We start from the raw sequence: 18154 nt of genomic DNA on the forward strand, positions 1-18154 counted from the left end.
CGAACGGTACGTACGGTGGTGTGAGAGGTCGGGGGTTAGTCACCCCCTCCTACTCGATTACGTGCTTCTGCACATGAATCGGAATAAAAGCGAAAAAAACGTGAAGAAGACAAAAGGTACGATAAAAACGGGCAAAAGTGAATTCACGTTCGGATAAAGGAAAAGGCCGAGAAATACAGAAAACAACAGTAAATCCAGGTATACGAATAACTCTAGGCTGAAAACGTCCAAAACATCTTCAGCAAGTTCAGGGTGCTGTTTTACTATTTCGTGTTTATGATAGTGTCTCATCCCAATCACCTTGTAAGTCTGAATACTATCTATATATGAGCGGGCCGCGCATAGCGTGACACATAATAAGCTGCTTTTTCCAATTATTAAACATTGTCGCCGTACTATTTTTTTATTTTCATATGTTATAATTTTAATATATGTCAGAGCATCTTCATGATAATGATGTCTGTCTGAACCAATTTGAGATTACATCAACAAAAAGAAGTTCTGCTACTTGAGCAGACTTTTTTCTTTAGAGAGGGATTATTATGAATATAAAGAAGCTGGCTTTTATCTTTGCTATTCCGGCTGTTCTTTTAGGCGCTCTCTTTTCATTTGATTCTCTTCCTTCTGCATCTGAAGAAGGGATCACATGGGCCGAGTTACCGGAAAATAACCCGTTGAAGCACAAAAAGCTAATCAAGGATAATCAAAACCTTCAACGCTTGTTTCTCTTTTCCAATTCAGTGTTTAATAATGAAGAGGCGTATTCTATTATAAAGACCATCAGCAGTCTTCCGCCTTTCATGCATGATCGACTAGTTCATCACAATGTACGGATTAAATTGTTCACGGGCAGTTTGACCGATAATCGTTCAGCAAGGCATTTAAAAGGGGAAAAGCCGAGAGGCTACACAAATTCGGAGCACACATGGGATGATGTGCCGGGAATGGGCGGAACAAGAAATGTTCTCGTCAAGATAGGCGCGAGCGGAAAGGGAAGCGGTCATGGCTCAGTCAGCCTCGAGCTTCATGAGCTGGCGCATACATTGGATACGATCGTCTACGGGAATATCCGCGAAGATGAAGGGTTTCTCCGCATCTGGAAAGAGGAAGCGCCTAAGCTTTTTCCGGGACGGCCTTATTTTCTCACCCACCCTGAAGAATACTTCGCTGAATCCTTTGCGATGTATTATTATAAAAACGCTCGCGATAAAACGGAGTTACAAACGAAAGCACCGAAGACTTATTTTTTCATCAAACAACTGGACTGATAATCTGATAGAATAGAGAAGAAGATTTTTAAAAGGTGGGTTACGATGAAGCAATATTTGGACTTATGCAGACATGTCCTTGAAAACGGGACCGAGAAACAGGACCGGACAGGTACGGGGACGATTAGTACTTTCGGCTATCAGATGAGGTTTGACCTGGGAGAAGGTTTTCCGCTGCTGACGACCAAAAAACTGGCTCTTAAGGCCATTATCCATGAGCTGCTTTGGTTTTTGAAAGGTGATACGAATGCAAAGTATCTTCAGGAAAACGGCGTCCGCATTTGGAATGAGTGGGCAGATGAAGACGGTGAACTTGGACCGGTATACGGCCATCAATGGCGTTCATGGGGAACAGCGGATGGAAGGCAGATCGATCAAATCTCGCAGGTAATCGAGCAAATTAAAAACAACCCGGATTCAAGGCGCCTGATCGTGAGTGCATGGAATGTTGGTCAGTTGGAAGACATGGCGCTTCCACCGTGCCATGCCTTTTTCCAGTTTTATGTTTCGGACGGAAAGCTTTCCTGCCAGCTATACCAGCGTTCTGCCGATGTTTTTCTCGGTGTGCCATTTAATATCGCTTCCTATGCATTATTAACAATGATGGTCGCCCAGGTTACCGGACTGAAGCCAGGCGAGTTTGTGCATACATTCGGAGATGTACATATTTATTCGAACCATATGGAACAAGTCAACCTGCAGCTTACAAGGGAGCCGAAGAAGCTACCTGTCATGAAAATTAATCCGGAAGTGACGGACATTTTTGACTTTTCTTTTGAAGATTTTGTTCTCGAAGATTATGATGCACATCCTCATATTAAGGGAGTTGTCAGCGTATGATCTCTCTCATGCTCGCAATGGATGAGAACAGATTGATCGGCAAAGACAACCAGCTGCCGTGGCACCTGCCTGCGGATTTGCAGTATTTTAAAAACGTGACAATGGGGCATCCAATTGTGATGGGACGCAAAACCTTTGAGTCAATCGGCCGTGTGCTGCCAGGAAGGGAAAACATTGTCGTGACCCGCAATGCTGAATTTGACGCCGAAGGAGTGACGATTCTGCACTCCATCGACGATGTCAGACAGCTGGCTGATTCTTCGGCCCAGGAGCTATTCGTGATCGGCGGGGCGGAAATCTTCAAAGAAATCCTTCCTGTCACAGACCGGCTCTATATTACTGAAATCCATCATGCCTTTGAGGGAGATACTTATTTTCCTGAAACCCAAGAAACAGAATGGGTGCAGCGATCATTAACAGCAGGCACGGTTGATGAAAAAAACCGTTATCCGCACGACTTTATTGTTTTGGAAAGAAAAAAATAGTATCTAAGTCCGTCTCAGTCATTTGAGGCGGCTTTTTTGGTCCAAACTAAGGCATTTATTAACCGAACTCGATTACTATCCAAACTAGCGATTTATTATCCGAACTGAGGCATTTATTATCCAAACTCAAAATTACGTTTGCCAAAGACTTCGTCGCAGGATGTGGTGTTTTTTATTAGAGCCGGCATCGACGTAAGTCATGAAGCTGCTAATTTTCTTATAAGAATTTTTAGAAAAATCTGTTGTTTTACCAAGCTAAAGTGTTATAATTTACAAATTAAATAACAGTGAAGAGAAAGAGGGATACAATGAATCAGACAACTTCTGAAACCAAGTTGCTTCACATTGAGGATATTCTAATCGCATATAAAGAGTTGAAAGATATCATTTACCATACTCCCTTGCAAAAGAACAACCGTTTGTCTGAAAAATACGATTGTAATGTTTATATAAAACGTGAAGACCTGCAGCATGTCAGATCATTTAAGTTACGCGGGGCTTACTATAAAATGAAAAGCTTGACTGAGATCGAGATAAAAAACGGAATTGTTTGCTCAAGCGCCGGCAACCACGCTCAAGGGGTCGCTTATGCATGCAGTGCCTTAGGAATTCATGGAAAGATTTTTATGCCGGCTACGACACCAAGACAAAAGGTGAACCAGGTAGAACTATTCGGAAAAGAAAGCATTGAAATCATCTTAACGGGCGACACATACGATGATGCTTACGAGCAGGCGTTACTTTGTGCCGAAAAGGAGAGCCGAGCCTTTATTCACCCGTTTGACGATGAACTGGTTATGGCAGGGCAAGGGACTGTGGCAGTAGAGATATTGAATGATTGTGATGAGAAAATTGATTTTGTTTTTGGAGGAATTGGTGGCGGAGGGTTAATGGCGGGCCTGTCTACTTATTTCAAGAGTATCTCACCTAAAACAAAGTGCATTGGCGTAGAGCCTGAGGGAGCAGCGTCCATGAGACATGCCATCAACCTAGGCAAGGTGGATGGCCTCAAGACGATCGATACATTTGTTGATGGAGCGGCTGTTAAATGTGTGGGAACAAAGACATATCAGATTTGCAGTGAGCTTGTCGATGATATTGTCGTCGTTCCGGAAGGCAAGGTCTGCACAACGATTGTTGATTTATATAATGAACACGCGATTGTTGCGGAACCAGCAGGATCGCTTTCTATTGCGGCTCTTGATTTCTATCGCGAGCAGATTAAAGGGAAGACGATTGTTTGTGTGATTAGTGGCGGCAATAATGATATCGGGAGAATGCAGGAAATTAAAGAGAAGTCGATGCTCTATGAGGGATTGCTTTATTATTTTATCGTCAATTTCCCGCAGCGGGCCGGTGCCTTGCGTGAATTCCTTGATGAAGTGCTCGGACCTGACGATGATATTTCAAGATTTGAATATACGAAAAAAAATAATAAAGAAAACGGGCCGGCCCTGGTCGGAATCGAGTTAAAAAAACAAGGGGATTACCAAGGGCTGATTTCGCGGATGGAGAAGAAGGGCTTTCCTTTTGTGGAAGTTAATAAAAACAGTAATTTATTTCATTTATTAATCTAAAGCTGGAATATCCTTCAACCTTCAGGTAGAATAGTAGAGTATTTCCACGACACATCAACATGATTAAATTGTGAACGAACTATGAAGAATTTGCCATATGCTTTCAAATAGTAATAATAAATACTATACTAACAGTAGATTGTATTAAAATACCTAAAGGGGATGTTTCCATGTTTTCAAATATTGGTGTTCCGGGCTTAATCTTAATTCTTGTACTCGCTTTGATCATCTTTGGTCCTAAGAAGCTGCCGGAAATCGGGAAAGCCTTTGGACAGACTCTGCGCGAATTCAAGAAATCGACTCGCGAACTGACGAGCGACACAATGGATGAAGATGAGAAGAAGAATGCGTCAAAATCATAGAAGGCAATTGGTGTGAGATGAAGCTGTCTTACACCTTTTTATTCGGGAACAATGCAGATTCTTGCGTTCCAAGAGTTCCTTACCATAAAAGAAGGATGGATCAATTTTGGCAGACAAAGAATTAAACCTCGTCGACCATTTAGGTGAATTAAGAAAACGGCTGATCATCGTCGCGGTTTCCTTTTTGGTCTTTTTTATACTGGGATTCATTTTCGTCGAAGATATCTATAAATGGCTGGTTGAGGACCTGGAAATGAAATTGTCCGTCTTAGGACCAAGTGACATTATCTGGGTGTATTTCATGATCTCATCCGTTATTGCAATCACAATTACGATTCCCGTATTCGCTTTCCAGCTTTGGCTATTTGTTAAACCTGCGTTGATGCCAAATGAAGTAAAAATCACTTTATCCTATATTCCGGCCTTATTCATTTTGTTTATCGGGGGGCTTGCGTTCGGATATTTTGTCATCTTCCCGACCGTATTAGACTTCCTGCTTGATTTAAGCGGCGATCTGTTTGTGACGAATTTTACCGCCGATAAATATTTTCGTTTCATTTTGACTATGACTTTGCCTTTTGCGATTTTATTCGAGCTGCCAGCGGTAACGATGTTCCTTACTTCCATTGGCGTCATTAATCCATACGTTCTGCAAAAGCTTAGAAAATACGCGTATTTTGTACTCGTATTGATTGCGATCACAATCACTCCCCCGGACTTCATGTCAGATTTCTTAGTGACGGTTCCTTTGCTGCTTTTGTATGAAATCAGCATTTCACTTTCTAAGATCGTCTTTAAAAGAAAGCAAAAAAAGGAAGCATTGCTTGAATCGGAATATGAAACAGAAGAATAAGTGCAATGATGTCTAATCATCCCTGCCTTAAAAGAATCGCTAAATGGCGTATTTTCTTTACAATTTTGGAGATTTAGTGAAAATTCCTTCATTTTGCGTATAAATAGTTTGAATGGTAGGTGTGAATAGGTATAATACAAAGAGAATTGTAAATGTAGGGAAGTGAATTGATGGGTAAAGTGAAAATTGTAACGGATTCCACGGTGGATATGACTGTGGAAGAACTTAAGAAATACGAAATTGAAATGATACCGCTATCTATTTCGATTGATGGCGAGGTCTATTTAGATAAAATTGAAATTGAACAGAACGATTTCCTGGAGAAAATGAGAAATGCGAAAGAACTGCCGAAAAGCTCACAGCCGTCCACGGGTGCTTTTATTGATGTGTACAACAAGCTTGGAGCTGACGGAAGTGAAGTCATTTCCATTCATATGACCGGAGGCATGAGCGGTACGTTCCGTTCCGCTGAAAGCGCAGCCGGAATGACAGAAACAAAGGTGACGGTTATCGATTCTCAATTCATTTCAAAAGCACTGTCCTTTCAAGTAATTGAAGCTGCCAAAATGGCACAGGAAGGCAAGACTGCCGTTGAAATAACAGAACGATTGACTAAAATAAGAAATCAGACAAGCCTGATCATTGTCATCGACACCCTTGAAAATCTGGCAAAGGGAGGAAGAATCGGAAAGGTTTCTGCCTTCTTCGGTTCTTTATTAAACATTAAGCCTATCGCTATTCTAGAGGACGGTGTTTTACATCCCGTTTCAAAGGCACGCAGCCAGTCGCAGATCATCAAAAATCTGCTTAATCGGTTTGTGGATGATACAAAAGGCAAAGTTTTAAAGGGCGTTTCAATTGCCCATGCCAATGGCCTGGAACTATCCGAAAAAGTAAGAAAAGCTGTTCAAGAAGTATCAGGATTTGAAAACATCACCATTGAGGTAACGACACCTGTTATTAGCACGCATGCAGGTGAGGGAGCAATGGCCCTTATGTATTACTGGGACCCTGAGTAAGTTGATAAGAACATAAATGCAAAAGGGACCCCGATCCAGTTCCGGATCGGAGTTCCCTTTTAAAATCATTGGGGCCCATTAGGCTTCAGGCACCGGAGTCGGTGTTGGCTCGGGGAAACCTTTTTTATACTTATCATCAATATACTGCCGAATTTCCTTCATGCTTTTGCCCTCATTAAATTGATTAATAGACTCCGCTGCCGTTACAACACAAACGTCACATATAGTGCCATGGTCATCCCAGACGATGGCGCCGTTTTTTTTGTTTTCATGAATGAAGCAATCATAATTATCACGGTGGCCGGCTGATTCACTGCAGCCGCAGTAGCATGGAATATGCTCCAGAAGGTCTTGGTACTTAGCGGCTTCTGCATAAATCGCGGTCAAATCTTCAGGTTTTCCATCTAAAAATTGAGGCATATCTTCGGCTGACTTTGTTTCTTCATGAATATCACCCTTATGTTGCTGATCTACAGAATGATCATTCTCCTTACTTTCCGAATGTTCGGTAGGTTCGTTTCCGCACCCAGCTACGATTAGAAAAACTGAAAAAAACACTGAAGTGAAAATAGTATATTTCTTTTTCAAAACGATCACCTGCTTTTATATTTAATCGGGTACATCTTATCATATAATCATATGGGAAATACGATTATTGCTATTCGTTACGAATTTAGCCACAATTCCTAAGCAGCATTTTCCCAAACACTAATTGGGATAAAATGTATATATAAAGAGTATATCGATTCAAGGCGGTGACTGTATTGGGAGAAAAAGTTTTATTTTTCGGTGATTTTGGAATAGACGATATTTTCGCTTTAATTTATTCTTCTTATTCCAAACAGATTGATGTTGTCGGGATTGTCGCGGATTACGGGAATGTATCAAAAGAGAAAGCGGTTGCAAACGCAAGATTCCTTCAGCAGCTGTTTGATATTACAGACATCCCGATTTTCGGTGGTGCTTCGAAATCGCTAACGGGAAGTGAGCCTGAGTATTATCCGACGATACATGGTGAGGGAGGACTCGGACCGTTTGAAATCCTGGAAGAAATGGGATCAAATTTTGAGAATTTCCATGAAATCGTTCCACTTATTAACAAATACGGGGACGAATTAACGATTGTTTCGGTGGGGAGACTGACATCTCTTGCTACCGCGTTTATTTTTTTCTCAAACGTGATGAAAAAAATCAATAAGATTTATATTATGGGAGGCGCTTTCCACTATCCCGGCAACGTAACTCCTGTCGCAGAAGCAAACATATACGGAGATCCTTACGCGGCCAACATTGTTTTTACAAATTCTCCGGTCAAAATAAATGTCTTTCCTTTAAACGTGACACACCAAGCCATTGTTACTCCTCCTATCATCGAATACGTCCATTCCGTTATAAAACAAGTCGATCACCAGATGGCTGAAATCACGATGCAAATGTATACGTATTACTATCAGGCCTACAAAGAAATGATGCCTACGATTGCAGGGACTCCGCTCCATGATCTTTTGGTGATATGGGCATTAGAAAAACCGGGTGATGTAAGGTTCAAGGAGGTTCCTGTAAAAATCATTACGAATAAAGGCGAAAGCTTTGGACAAACAATCGGTGACTTTCGTGAAAGAAGGATCAAAGCAGACTATCCCATCCATAAAGTTGCGGTTGACTTTAACTATGCCCGATATATTAATTCCTTTGTGGAAACATTTATTTCTGAGGCTAACCATAAACAATCGTTTTTATAAACCTGAACCATAACAATATTATTATTCCATACCATTAGTTCGTCTGCTAGAATGAATAGATGACGAACTGATTACATAAAGGATGGTTAAGGAATGAAGAAGCTTCAATTGTTATTAGCAGTTGTTCTGGTGGCAGGTCTGGTTCTTTCCGGCTGCGGTTCAAACGGAGTACCTGACGCTAAAAACTGGGATGTGGAAAGCTTTACATTTACGGATCAAGAAGAGAAACCCTTTTCGAAGAGTGATCTGGACGGGCGCGTTTGGGTTGCTGATTTTATTTTTACAAGCTGTGAGGATGTTTGTCTTCCCATGACATCCAATATGGCACAGCTTCAACAACAATTAAACGATGAGGGGATTAAAGATGTTGAATTTGTTTCTTTTTCCGTTGATCCCGAAGTGGACTCACCGCAGGTTTTAAAGGAATTTGGGGCAAGCTTCAATGCGGATTTTTCAAATTGGCATTTTCTGACGGGATACTCCCAAAACGAAATTGAAGAGTTCGCAATGGACAATTTTAAGACGATTGTCCAAAAGCCTGAAGCCGAAGACCAGGTGATCCATGGAACCGATTTTTATTTAATCGATAAGGAAGGGAAGATCATCCGGTATTATACCGGTCTCAACAAGGACCCTTTTGAGGAAATCATTAAACACATTAAAATATTGCAAAATCAGTAAAACAGGTCGCATCCGGCCTGTTTTTTATGTTTGCCAAGTCGATGTTCTTTACTTGCAAGGCGCTTCCGCTTTTCTTTTGACTCGCACAGAATCATGTCTAGGCTAATACAATAAAATAAGATAGATGTCATTGCGGTATGACAGATAGTAAAATGAGATTGGTGATATAATATAGATAATTATGAAGGAAGGTGAGAGCAATGAAGACAAAAATCACCTATCTTTTCTTGTGTGCTATATTACTATCAGCTTGTTCCCACATGAGGCCAACTTATCTGGAAAGTATGGCGGGCCAATATAAAAGCACAAGTCTCGTTAAGAAAGAGGCAGTTCCGTTAGCGTTCTTTCCTGATCCGATCGAGATTGTTTCGATTGGAGATTCACTTACCCAAGGGGTAGGAGATAGCACGAAAGCTGGCGGATATTTGCCGTATTTAAGGAACCGGTTAGAGAAGGAGCCACAGATAACTGCTGCCCATTTGATCAATCACGGCAAGCGGGGCAACAGGTCAGACCAACTGTTGAAAAGGCTTGACAGCAACCTGCTCCGGGAGGACATCGAAAAAGCGGATTCAGTGGTCATTACTATTGGCGGCAATGATATTATAAAGGTTGTGCGTGAAAACTTCTCGAATCTAACGATAGCTCAGTTTGAACAAGCAAAAATAGGGTATGAAGAAAGATTAACAAAGATAATTAACAAAGTCCGTTCATATAATGGCAATTCGCAAATATATCTTGTCGGCTTATATAATCCATTTTCCAAGTGGCTGACTTCATTTAAGGAATTGGATTTTATCATGAATGATTGGAATGAAAGCGGTAAAGAAATCATCACAGACTACGATGACGCCTATTTTATAGAGATAGGAGATATTTTTAGTAAGTCAAAAGAGGATTTGCTTTTTTCAGAAGATTATTTTCATCCTAATGACCGCGGATATGAATTGATTGCTGCACGGATTTATAAAAATATGGAAGTTAACAAATTCGGTGAGGATACACTGGAGGCTAGTGCGAAAGGGATTGGGGAATAACAATGAAAACACGAAAGTGGAAGTATTTATTTTTTGGCTTGCTTGTTTTAAATCTTTTGGCTTTCTTAACAATTTTCATCCTGGCTGTCTTGCCTGCAGATGATCGGGAAATTAAACCGGGGATTTCAAGAGAAGATGACATTGAATTTCAAGTGAATACGAATAAAAATGATCTGAACAGGCTGATAAACCGATATTTGGCTAAAGAAGGTATGACCGGGCCGATTCATTATGAAGTATATCTAAAGGATGATGTCGAGCTGTTCGGAACACTTCCTGTATTTGGGGAAGATATGGAGCTTAAATTATCGTTTGAACCGGAAGCACTAGAAAATGGCGATCTCATTTTACGGCAAAAATCGATATCACTTGGGCAAATGAACCTGCCCGTGTCATATGTGTTGAATTTTGTCAATAATCGCTATAAAACACCTGAATGGGTTAGTATTCAACCGGATGATGAATTGATATATATATCCTTGCAGAATATGGAATTGGATAGCGATGCCAGAATTAAAGCCAAGAAATTTGATTTAAAAAATGATGACATTTCGTTTTTGCTGACGGTTCCATCTAAAGAATAAGGTATAGCGACAAGGAGTGGTATCCAAAATACCAGGCCTTAGCTATACCTTCTTAATTTTTACTCGCTAATCCTAATTTGTGACCGAGTAACTCAATTTGTGAATGCTAATTTGAATTTTCTGATCGATGATCCACATTTGTGCTCGATAATTCGGGTTTCTGCTCGATGATTCGGATTTGTGCTCGATAATCGGAATTTGTGCTCGATGATCAGGATTTGTGCTCGATAATTTGGGTTTCTGCTCGATTATTAGGATTTGTGCTCGATAATCCGGTTTTCTACTCGATTATTAGGATTTGTGCTCGTTAATCGGAATTTCTGCTCGATGATTTGGATTTGTGCTCGATGATTTGAATTTGTGCTCGATGATTTGGATTTGTGCTCGATAATCAGAATTTGTGCTCGATGATCAGGATTTGTGCTCGATAATCGAAATTTGTGCTCAATGATCAGGATTGTGCTCGATGATTTGGATTGTGCTCGATAATCAGAATTTGTGCTCGATGATCAGGATTTGTGATCGATAATCGAAATTTGTGCTCGATGATCCGGATTTGTGCTCGATAATCGAAATTTGTGCTCGATGATTCGGATTTGTGCTCGATAATCGAAATTTGTGCTCGATGATCAGGATTTGTGCTCGATAATCGAAATTTGTGCTCAATGATCAGGATTTGTGCTCGATGATTTGGATTGTGCTCGATAATCAGAATTTGTGCTCGATAATCGGAATTTGTGCTCGATGATCAGGATTTGTGCTCGATAATCAGGATTTGTGCTCGATAATCTGAATTTGTGCAATATACAAGAAGACTTATGGAGTAGCTCTGACTGCCTCTAATTCCGGTGATTTGCCTGCAAATCCTACCAGAAAAATAGTATAGGCAGTATCCGGGTCAAACTGTTGTCCTTGAAGCTCAAGAACCGTCTCGCTCGTGCCTGCTGCACGGACCTCAAAGTCGACAACCATTGGAGTCAATCCAAGATAACTCGTGCCTCTTCTAAAAGGTAAACCCCGAAATACGACATCACCATTTTTGGCAGCGATATCTACCGCTTGAGCATCGGATGATAAGTGGACAAACCTCACTTTGGATTCTCTTTCCGGTACAAAAGGATTGTCCTCAATGGTGGCCAGCCTTAAGTTATCCGCCGCACCCGCTGCAGCCAGTGTATAGAACGTTTCGCTTTTTATCTTTAATTTGTAACTTAATAAGGCAGAAATCATTTCTCCTGTCGGATAAATATCAATTTGGTAATTTCCTGCAGGAACTGATAAATAGTTGCTGAGTGTTTTGTAAGGGATATCCTTGAACGCACGCAGATCATTTATAAAAATATCCACGTTCGGCCCGTCTGGGGATCCGTGTAGAAAACGAACCTTAGCAGCATTCTGATCAGGCTGGTATTGCCGTGTCTTTGGACTCATAGCTTTCTCCATGCTTTGCAAATGTTTTTTGTAATAGTGGACATGCAAATCGGGACGTGTATATTTATAATAGTTGGCGAGCAAGTCGTACTTCGCCGCTTTATGGAAATAATGATCGCTATTTTTGTTTGGCATCAGTTTCCCTCCTATTCATTTCTCATTTCCTAACAAAGTATGCACGTGGACGTGGGCAGGTGTCAGAAAAAACATATAGTCAAATTGGATATTGCAAATCATTTTACATCGTTAGTAAAAAACGATAAAATTCATTAGATAGATAAGGGTTTTAGCTGAAATGGAGGATGGTAGCAATGACAGTTGAAAAAGCAACTTTTGCCGGCGGCTGTTTCTGGTGCATGGTAAAACCGTTCCACGAACAGCCCGGAATTGAATCCGTCATATCCGGATATACCGGTGGCACAAAAGCAAACCCAACCTATGAAGAGGTCTGCTCTGACACAACCGGTCATTTTGAAGCAGTTCAAATAACGTTTGATCCTGAAGTGTATCCATACGAAAAACTTGTTGAATTGTTTTGGCAGCAAATTGACCCTACTGATGAAGGCGGCCAATTTGGTGATCGGGGAAGTTCGTATCAGACTGCGATTTTCTATCATAGCCAAGAGCAAAAACAAATCGCCGAGCAATCGAAGGCTAACTTGCAAGAAAGCGGTCGTTTTTCCCGGCCAATTGTAACACCGATCTTACCGGTGAAAGAGTTTTATCCAGCTGAGGAATATCATCAGGACTACTACAAAAAACGGTCGGCACATTATAACGCTTACCGCGTTGGTTCGGGCCGGGCTGGGTTTATTGACAAACATTGGGGTGAATCGAATGAGTAAACTTGATAAAGAAGAATTAAAGCAAAAACTGAATCCATTACAATATGAAGTAACGCAAAATAACGGGACAGAGCCACCTTTTCGTAATGAATTTTGGAATCATAAAGAAGAGGGATTGTATGTCGACATCGTTTCTGGAAATCCTTTGTTTACCTCAAAGGATAAATTTGATTCCGATTGTGGATGGCCGAGCTTTACAAAACCGATAGAAGAGGAAGAAGTGACCGAAAAAACGGATTTAACCTTTGGAATGAGACGCACGGAGGTACGCAGCAAAACAGCTGACTCCCATTTAGGGCATGTTTTTAATGACGGGCCGGGACCGACGGGGTTACGCTATTGCATCAATTCCGCAGCATTAAAGTTTATCCCTGTACAAGACCTCGAAAAAGAAGGGTACGGGGAATACACAAAGTTATTTAATTAACAATAATTGCAACAGAATAATATCGGCAATCTATCATTAAAGGTTGGTGTAAGGTTTGTTTAAAAAATTGTTCGGCAAGAAGGCGGAAGAGGAAATCGTGACTGCCCCTTTAACGGGGAAGCTTGTACAGCTTGAAGACGTACCGGATCCTGTTTTTGCAGAGAAAATGATGGGTGATGGGCTGGCGATTGAACCAACAGAAGGCGTCGTGGTAGCACCGCTCGACGCAAAGGTGGTGCAGGTTTTTCCAACCAAGCATGCGGTCGGCCTGGTGACGGCAGGTGGCATCGAAATATTGATCCATATCGGTTTAGAAACAGTCTCCTTAAACGGTGAAGGCTTCGAGAGCTTCGTCAAAGAAGGCGACAAAGTTAAAAAAGGCGATAAACTGATTACATTCGATCTTAAAATCATAAAGGAAAAAGCAAGCAGTACGCTAACACCAATCATCATTACGAATGGAGATGCCGTTGAAAGTATCGAAAAGACAACGGAGACACAATTGCAAAGAGGAGAAACGCCACTTCTGACAATCAAGGCGAAATAACAACAAAAAACTCCGACCCTATACAGGGGATCGGAGTTTTTTGTTGTTCTTAATTTACGATTATCGATGCAATCTGGATGATGGAGTTCTCGGATACATTGTTTCGAGATTTTCCACCTGACACTTCAAGGCGGACAGTATGCGGGCCATCTGATAAACCGCTTGCGATATATAGATAACGTTCACGCTCGAATGGCCACCAAGTGCTGATCGCTGTTACGAATTTCCCGTCAATATATACGTTTATTTCTCCGCCGTCAGGACTTCTTAAAAGCTTCACCCCTAGGACCTCGCCATGGAATTCAGATTCAAGAGAACTTCCCTTTTGGCTGCTCGTTAAATAGCCATTTTTCATCGTAAAACCTTGGTTCTCTTTAAAGGAAGAAATCGTCCTAAATTTCTCAAATGTTTGGTCGTTTAGCGATTCGAATATAGCAGTGATTTCTTTGTTCTGTTCTGCATCGTGTGTCAACTGACGATAGATTGCGTCTGCGTATAATTGGTATCCGCGTCCATTTGGATGGACGAGATCCTTAGTTAATTCTTTAGCAGGAATGCCAGTTTCCTGAAAGACTGACCGCATATCAAGGTGAGAGGCATGGTAATGAGCGGAGAGCTTTTCAATTTCTGCGGCAAAGCTGTCATATGTCAAAGAACTTTCCGTAATGGTCATGATTTCAGCATTAGGAAACACAGCCTTAGCCTTTCGAATCAATGATTCATAAAGTACACTGAAATCGTTGGCCTCCATATACTTTCGGTCATTCTCGCCGAAGACGATGAAAACAAGATCTGACTTACCGGCATTTTTAAACTGAGAAAGCTTGTATAATCCCTCGAAAGCAGTTGCTCCACTTTGGACGCTATATTCACCGGACATTCTTATACCCTGTTCGGCATACATCTTGCTCTCCAATACTTTGAACCATCTTTGTTCGGGTGCTTCTGCACCGGAACCACGGCCAATACTGTCACCGATCACCGTATATCTTATAGGCTTCTTCTCCGAAATTTTTTCATATACGGTTAAGGTCTCATCAAACCCATAAGTGGCTTGGTGTTTTTGAAACGCAAAAAAACAAATCAATAGGACCAATAATGATGCAGCAGCATAAGGTGCGATTAAGCGGCCTTTCTTTTTCAATTCATTTCCCCCGGCAAATCAATTTAATTTATAGAATTATTTCTATCTTTTTTTCAAATTATACTTCAATATGTAATAGTCTGAAATAGAAAAAATAAAAAAAATTAATATTTGTAAAATAGGCTAGAGCACAGACAAGGGCGGGCTGTTAGACATATTGTAAGGATGTAATGAGAATGCAAAAATCCAAAGGAGTGAATTCTGTGTACGGATGTGGATGCGACCATGGATATGGCCATGGGTATGACGGGCATGACGGGTATGACAAAGGATTTGGCGGCGGCTTTGCGCTAATAGTAGTATTGTTTATTCTGTTGATAATTATTGGTGCTTCTTTCGGGCATTAATATTAATGAAAAGCCGACCTCTTGGTCGGCTTTTTTTTTTGTCAAAAAAGGGACAAGTTTAGAGGGAAGGTAAAAATCCACTAGGGAAAAAGCAATATTTACGAATATTAAATAAAATTATCTTAGAAATGTTCGTATTTTAATTGACCTGTTTTGCATGCTTTGGTATAGTTGCATAGGAAAGATTATTAATTGTTTTTAACCGGGAGGAATTAAGATGAAATCCCAATATGATGTAATTGTTGTCGGCGCGGGTCCGGCTGGAATTTTTACCTGTTACGAGCTAACGTTGAAGATGCCGGAAGCTAGCATCTTATTGATCGATAAAGGCCACGATATATACCGAAGAAATTGTCCAATCCTGGAACGGAAGATTGAGAAATGTCCTCCGGCAATAGGCAGGAAGGAATTTGCGGGTTGCCTGCCAGCGTGCTCGATTACCAATGGCTTCGGCGGGGCGGGTGCTTATTCAGATGGAAAGTTTAATATCACCAGTGAATTTGGCGGCTGGATGACCGATTATCTGCCGGATTCCCAGGTGATTGATTTAATTAAATATGTCGATGAAATCAATTTGAGTCACGGTGCAACCGATACAATCACAGACCCAATGACGGATAAAGTCAGGGAGATTGAACACAGGGGTTATGCAGCGGGATTGAAGCTGCTTCGCGCGCAGGTTCGGCATTTAGGTACAGAGCAAAACTTAATGATCATGCAAAGCATTTATGAATACTTAACAGAGAAAATAGATATGGCTTTCAAGCAGGAAGTGGAAGACCTTGTTACCGAAAAGGGTGCGGACGGCCATCAGGCCCGGGGAATTTTGTTGAAAAACGGTGAAACGATATTGGCAGACAAGGTCGTCATCTCACCGGGACGGGATGGATCTAAATGGTTGAGCGCCCTTCTGAAGAAAAGGCGGCTTAAGATGTTGAATAATCAAGTCGATATCGGCGTGAGGGTCGAGACTTCCAATATTGTCATGGAAGAAATCAATGAGCATTTATATGAAGGAAAATTCATTTTTAATACTTCGGTCGGTACAAAAGTTAGGACATTTTGCAGCAATCCTTCAGGTCATGTCGTGGTCGAGAATCATTCGGGAATCATGCTTGCAAACGGACATGCATACAAAGATCCGAAACTCGGAAGCAATAACACCAATTTCGCGTTGCTTGTATCCCATACATTTGCCGAGCCGTTTGATAAGCCGAATGAATATGCACACGAAGTATCAAAACTGGCAAATGCACTGTCCAACGGCGGGCTGATTGTCCAGAAATATGGTGATATTTTAAAAGGGCGCCGTTCAACAGATAAAAGAATCAAAGAAGGTTTCCTTGAACCGACATTGAAGGAAGCGGTTCCGGGAGACTTAGGTCTTGCCTTGCCGTATAATACGCTGAAAAGCCTGATTGAAATGACAGAAGCGTTAGATAAGGTTTCTCCAGGGATAGCCTCGGAGCACACATTATTTTACGGGGTTGAAGCGAAATTCTATTCAGCGCGTCCCAAGCTGAACGACCGCTTTGAAACGGAAATCTCCGGTCTCTATGTAGGAGGCGACGGAGCGGGAATCACGCGCGGGCTAGCCCAGGCAAGCGCCTGCGGTGTCTGGATTGCGCGCGATATTGTGGAAAAATCGATAGGGAAACCTGCCCGGCATAAAGAAGCTTTACCCGTATAAGCGTTTGACTCCTTGGCATTCAGTGCCAGGGAGTTTTTTAATTAAAGTAGAACTTTTTTATTAAATCCTCCAGCCAACGCGGGGGTTATCATCTAGACTTTGAGATTTATTATAATTATGTTTGCCATAAAGGCGGCTGGTTATAGTCAAAGTCCTTTATTTACAAGGGATTGCTTTTATTATGCAACTAAAAACCACTTTTGATAAAATGGCTTAAATGGAGAGGAGTGGGAAAATGGTGCCTTCTACATTAAAGGCGGGGGATGAGATCCGGATTATCGCCCCATCAAGAAGCATGGCAGTCATAAAGGGAGAACAAAGAGAGATAGCGGAAGACCGATTGAAACAGCTTGGATTTAACGTTACATATGGAAAAAATATTTATGATCACGACGAGTTTTTCTCGAACTCGATTGAAGCCCGTGTCGAGGATTTGCACGATGCATTCGCGGACAGAAACGTGAAAGGGATTCTTACGGTAATCGGCGGGTATAATGCCAACCAGCTGCTGCGGTCAATCGATTATGAATTGATCAGGAGAAATCCCAAGGTGTTTTGCGGGTACAGCGATATCACCGTGCTGAACCTGGCAATTCTCCAAAAGACAGGGCTTGTTTCCTATTCGGGCCCCCATTTTTCTACCTTTGGCGTGAAAGCGGGATTTGAGTATACGCAGGATTATTTCCTAAAGGCGGTAACAGAAGCGAAAGAATACACGATCGAAGCGAGTGAAACGTGGAGTGATGATGCCTGGTTTCTTGACCAGGATAACCGGACTTTTCATAAGAACGAAGGCTACCGGATTCTCCAGGAGGGTGCAGCCGAAGGGACGATTATCGGCGGAAACCTTTGTACGATGAATCTGCTTCATGGCACGGAATATATGCCTTCCTTGAAGGATACTATTCTCTTCATCGAGGATGATGAAGAGTCCCATCCATTGACATTTGACCGTGACCTTCAATCAGTCCTTCATCTGCCTGATGCTGGCGGGATAAAGGCGGTTGTTATCGGTCGGTTTCAAAAGGAGTCCGGGATGACGGATTATGCGTTGGAACAAATCATCGCTTCCAAAAAAGAATTAAACGGGATCCCGGTCATTGCAAATGCGAACTTTGGCCATGTTCATCCGTTTGCGGCTGTACCGATTGGCGGCAGGGCCAGGATTGCCGCCAAAGGCAGCAAGGCCGAAATAAAAATCTTAAACAACAATTGATAGTTACCCCCCTCGAAGCTGAAACCAGGGGGGGTAGCTTTTTTTGGCAGAAAGGAAAG

At 41.7% G+C, this 18154-nt stretch carries 20 protein-coding genes; 17 read left to right on the plus strand and 3 right to left on the minus strand.

Going from position 1 to position 18154, the window contains the following annotated elements:
• Positions 1 to 542: 542 nt before the first annotated feature.
• The 7 genes from D0463_RS14415 (at position 543) to D0463_RS14445 (ending at position 6404) form a co-directional block, all read left to right on the plus strand.
• Positions 543 to 1268, plus strand: a complete 726-nt coding sequence (locus tag D0463_RS14415; protein ID WP_117308087.1) for an anthrax toxin lethal factor-related metalloendopeptidase — start codon at positions 543 to 545, stop codon at positions 1266 to 1268.
• Between the two features lie 45 nt (positions 1269 to 1313).
• Positions 1314 to 2108: a thymidylate synthase gene (locus tag D0463_RS14420; protein ID WP_117308088.1), complete on the plus strand. Its 795-nt coding sequence runs from the start codon at positions 1314 to 1316 to the stop codon at positions 2106 to 2108.
• Complete coding sequence (locus D0463_RS14425) at positions 2105 to 2593, plus strand: dihydrofolate reductase (RefSeq protein WP_117308089.1); 489 nt, start codon at positions 2105 to 2107, stop codon at positions 2591 to 2593. Before D0463_RS14420 ends, D0463_RS14425 begins: the two co-directional genes overlap by 4 nt.
• A 308-nt stretch (positions 2594 to 2901) precedes the next feature.
• Positions 2902 to 4170 carry a threonine ammonia-lyase IlvA gene (ilvA, locus tag D0463_RS14430; protein WP_117308090.1) on the plus strand — a complete coding sequence of 423 codons (1269 nt, stop codon included), beginning with the start codon at positions 2902 to 2904 and terminating at the stop codon, positions 4168 to 4170.
• Between the two features lie 170 nt (positions 4171 to 4340).
• Positions 4341 to 4532 (plus strand): twin-arginine translocase TatA/TatE family subunit, encoded by a 192-nt coding sequence (locus D0463_RS14435; protein ID WP_117308091.1) that lies wholly within the window; start codon positions 4341 to 4343, stop codon positions 4530 to 4532.
• A 106-nt stretch (positions 4533 to 4638) separates the two neighbouring features.
• Entirely contained in the window at positions 4639 to 5385 is a 747-nt protein-coding gene (tatC, locus tag D0463_RS14440) for a twin-arginine translocase subunit TatC (RefSeq protein ID WP_117308092.1), read from the plus strand.
• A gap of 170 nt (positions 5386 to 5555) precedes the next feature.
• Positions 5556 to 6404 (plus strand): DegV family protein, encoded by an 849-nt coding sequence (locus D0463_RS14445; RefSeq protein WP_117308093.1) that lies wholly within the window; start codon positions 5556 to 5558, stop codon positions 6402 to 6404.
• Between the two features lie 78 nt (positions 6405 to 6482).
• On the opposite strand, the gene D0463_RS14450 is transcribed toward D0463_RS14445, so the two are convergent.
• Positions 6483 to 6992 carry a PCYCGC motif-containing (lipo)protein gene (locus D0463_RS14450; protein ID WP_117308094.1) on the minus strand — a complete coding sequence of 170 codons (510 nt, stop codon included), beginning with the start codon at positions 6990 to 6992 and terminating at the stop codon, positions 6483 to 6485.
• Positions 6993 to 7168: 176 nt separating this feature from the next.
• Here D0463_RS14450 and D0463_RS14455 point away from each other — a divergent pair, with 176 nt between their 5' ends.
• The 4 genes from D0463_RS14455 to D0463_RS14470 all read left to right on the plus strand — a co-directional run bounded on the left by D0463_RS14455 (position 7169) and on the right by D0463_RS14470 (position 10448).
• The gene (locus D0463_RS14455; RefSeq protein ID WP_483295745.1) at positions 7169 to 8146 is read left to right on the plus strand and encodes a nucleoside hydrolase; all 978 of its coding nucleotides are present in this window, start codon (positions 7169 to 7171) and stop codon (positions 8144 to 8146) included.
• Positions 8147 to 8239: 93 nt separating this feature from the next.
• On the plus strand, positions 8240 to 8827 hold the full coding sequence (locus D0463_RS14460; protein WP_117308096.1) for an SCO family protein: 588 nt from the start codon (positions 8240 to 8242) through the stop codon (positions 8825 to 8827).
• Positions 8828 to 9027: 200 nt separating this feature from the next.
• Positions 9028 to 9864, plus strand: a complete 837-nt coding sequence (locus D0463_RS14465) for an SGNH/GDSL hydrolase family protein (protein ID WP_117308097.1) — start codon at positions 9028 to 9030, stop codon at positions 9862 to 9864.
• A 2-nt stretch (positions 9865 to 9866) separates the two neighbouring features.
• A complete protein-coding gene (locus tag D0463_RS14470; protein ID WP_117308098.1) occupies positions 9867 to 10448 on the plus strand; it encodes a YpmS family protein in 582 nt (193 codons plus the stop codon).
• Positions 10449 to 11264: 816 nt separating this feature from the next.
• Here the strand turns inward: D0463_RS14470 and D0463_RS14475 are convergent.
• Entirely contained in the window at positions 11265 to 12014 is a 750-nt protein-coding gene (locus D0463_RS14475; protein ID WP_117308099.1) for a DUF4397 domain-containing protein, read from the minus strand.
• A gap of 176 nt (positions 12015 to 12190) precedes the next feature.
• Between D0463_RS14475 and msrA the strand changes: the two genes are divergently transcribed.
• The 3 genes from msrA to D0463_RS14490 are packed head-to-tail and all read left to right on the plus strand — an operon-like array spanning position 12191 to position 13698.
• The gene (gene msrA, locus D0463_RS14480) at positions 12191 to 12724 is read left to right on the plus strand and encodes a peptide-methionine (S)-S-oxide reductase MsrA (protein ID WP_117308100.1); all 534 of its coding nucleotides are present in this window, start codon (positions 12191 to 12193) and stop codon (positions 12722 to 12724) included.
• Positions 12717 to 13151, plus strand: a complete 435-nt coding sequence (gene msrB, locus D0463_RS14485) for a peptide-methionine (R)-S-oxide reductase MsrB (protein ID WP_117308101.1) — start codon at positions 12717 to 12719, stop codon at positions 13149 to 13151. The genes msrA and msrB overlap by 8 nt, the downstream gene beginning before the upstream one ends.
• 55 nt (positions 13152 to 13206) lie before the next feature.
• On the plus strand, positions 13207 to 13698 hold the full coding sequence (locus D0463_RS14490; protein WP_117308102.1) for a PTS sugar transporter subunit IIA: 492 nt from the start codon (positions 13207 to 13209) through the stop codon (positions 13696 to 13698).
• A 49-nt stretch (positions 13699 to 13747) separates the two neighbouring features.
• On the opposite strand, the gene D0463_RS14495 is transcribed toward D0463_RS14490, so the two are convergent.
• Positions 13748 to 14842 carry an SGNH/GDSL hydrolase family protein gene (locus D0463_RS14495; RefSeq protein WP_117308103.1) on the minus strand — a complete coding sequence of 365 codons (1095 nt, stop codon included), beginning with the start codon at positions 14840 to 14842 and terminating at the stop codon, positions 13748 to 13750.
• A gap of 176 nt (positions 14843 to 15018) precedes the next feature.
• On the opposite strand from D0463_RS14495, the gene D0463_RS14500 reads away from it, so the two are divergent.
• From D0463_RS14500 to D0463_RS14510, 3 genes are all read left to right on the plus strand, one after another.
• Entirely contained in the window at positions 15019 to 15189 is a 171-nt protein-coding gene (locus D0463_RS14500; RefSeq protein WP_117308104.1) for a YjcZ family sporulation protein, read from the plus strand.
• Between the two features lie 217 nt (positions 15190 to 15406).
• Entirely contained in the window at positions 15407 to 16879 is a 1473-nt protein-coding gene (locus tag D0463_RS14505; protein ID WP_117308105.1) for an NAD(P)/FAD-dependent oxidoreductase, read from the plus strand.
• Between the two features lie 235 nt (positions 16880 to 17114).
• Positions 17115 to 18095 (plus strand): S66 family peptidase, encoded by a 981-nt coding sequence (locus D0463_RS14510; RefSeq protein ID WP_117308106.1) that lies wholly within the window; start codon positions 17115 to 17117, stop codon positions 18093 to 18095.
• Positions 18096 to 18154: the final 59 nt, after the last annotated feature.

Origin of the sequence: Bacillus sp. V59.32b, from assembly GCF_003429085.1 — a bacterium.
In the GTDB taxonomy this organism is placed as follows: Bacteria; Bacillota; Bacilli; order Bacillales; family DSM-1321; genus Peribacillus.

Excerpts from the sequence above, each read along its gene's own strand:
- D0463_RS14415 (WP_117308087.1), top strand. The coding sequence starts at position 543 with ATGAATATAAAGAAGCTGGCTTTTATCTTTGCTATTCCGGCTGTTCTT.
- D0463_RS14420 (WP_117308088.1), top strand. The coding sequence starts at position 1,314 with ATGAAGCAATATTTGGACTTATGCAGACATGTCCTTGAAAACGGGACC.
- D0463_RS14425 (WP_117308089.1), top strand. The coding sequence starts at position 2,105 with ATGATCTCTCTCATGCTCGCAATGGATGAGAACAGATTGATCGGCAAA.
- ilvA (WP_117308090.1), top strand. The coding sequence starts at position 2,902 with ATGAATCAGACAACTTCTGAAACCAAGTTGCTTCACATTGAGGATATT.
- D0463_RS14435 (WP_117308091.1), top strand. The coding sequence starts at position 4,341 with ATGTTTTCAAATATTGGTGTTCCGGGCTTAATCTTAATTCTTGTACTC.
- D0463_RS14445 (WP_117308093.1), top strand. The coding sequence starts at position 5,556 with ATGGGTAAAGTGAAAATTGTAACGGATTCCACGGTGGATATGACTGTG.
- D0463_RS14460 (WP_117308096.1), top strand. The coding sequence starts at position 8,240 with ATGAAGAAGCTTCAATTGTTATTAGCAGTTGTTCTGGTGGCAGGTCTG.
- D0463_RS14465 (WP_117308097.1), top strand. The coding sequence starts at position 9,028 with ATGAAGACAAAAATCACCTATCTTTTCTTGTGTGCTATATTACTATCA.
- D0463_RS14470 (WP_117308098.1), top strand. The coding sequence starts at position 9,867 with ATGAAAACACGAAAGTGGAAGTATTTATTTTTTGGCTTGCTTGTTTTA.
- D0463_RS14475 (WP_117308099.1), bottom strand. The coding sequence starts at position 12,014 with ATGCCAAACAAAAATAGCGATCATTATTTCCATAAAGCGGCGAAGTAC.
- msrA (WP_117308100.1), top strand. The coding sequence starts at position 12,191 with ATGACAGTTGAAAAAGCAACTTTTGCCGGCGGCTGTTTCTGGTGCATG.
- msrB (WP_117308101.1), top strand. The coding sequence starts at position 12,717 with ATGAGTAAACTTGATAAAGAAGAATTAAAGCAAAAACTGAATCCATTA.
- D0463_RS14500 (WP_117308104.1), top strand. The coding sequence starts at position 15,019 with ATGCAAAAATCCAAAGGAGTGAATTCTGTGTACGGATGTGGATGCGAC.
- D0463_RS14505 (WP_117308105.1), top strand. The coding sequence starts at position 15,407 with ATGAAATCCCAATATGATGTAATTGTTGTCGGCGCGGGTCCGGCTGGA.
- D0463_RS14510 (WP_117308106.1), top strand. The coding sequence starts at position 17,115 with ATGGTGCCTTCTACATTAAAGGCGGGGGATGAGATCCGGATTATCGCC.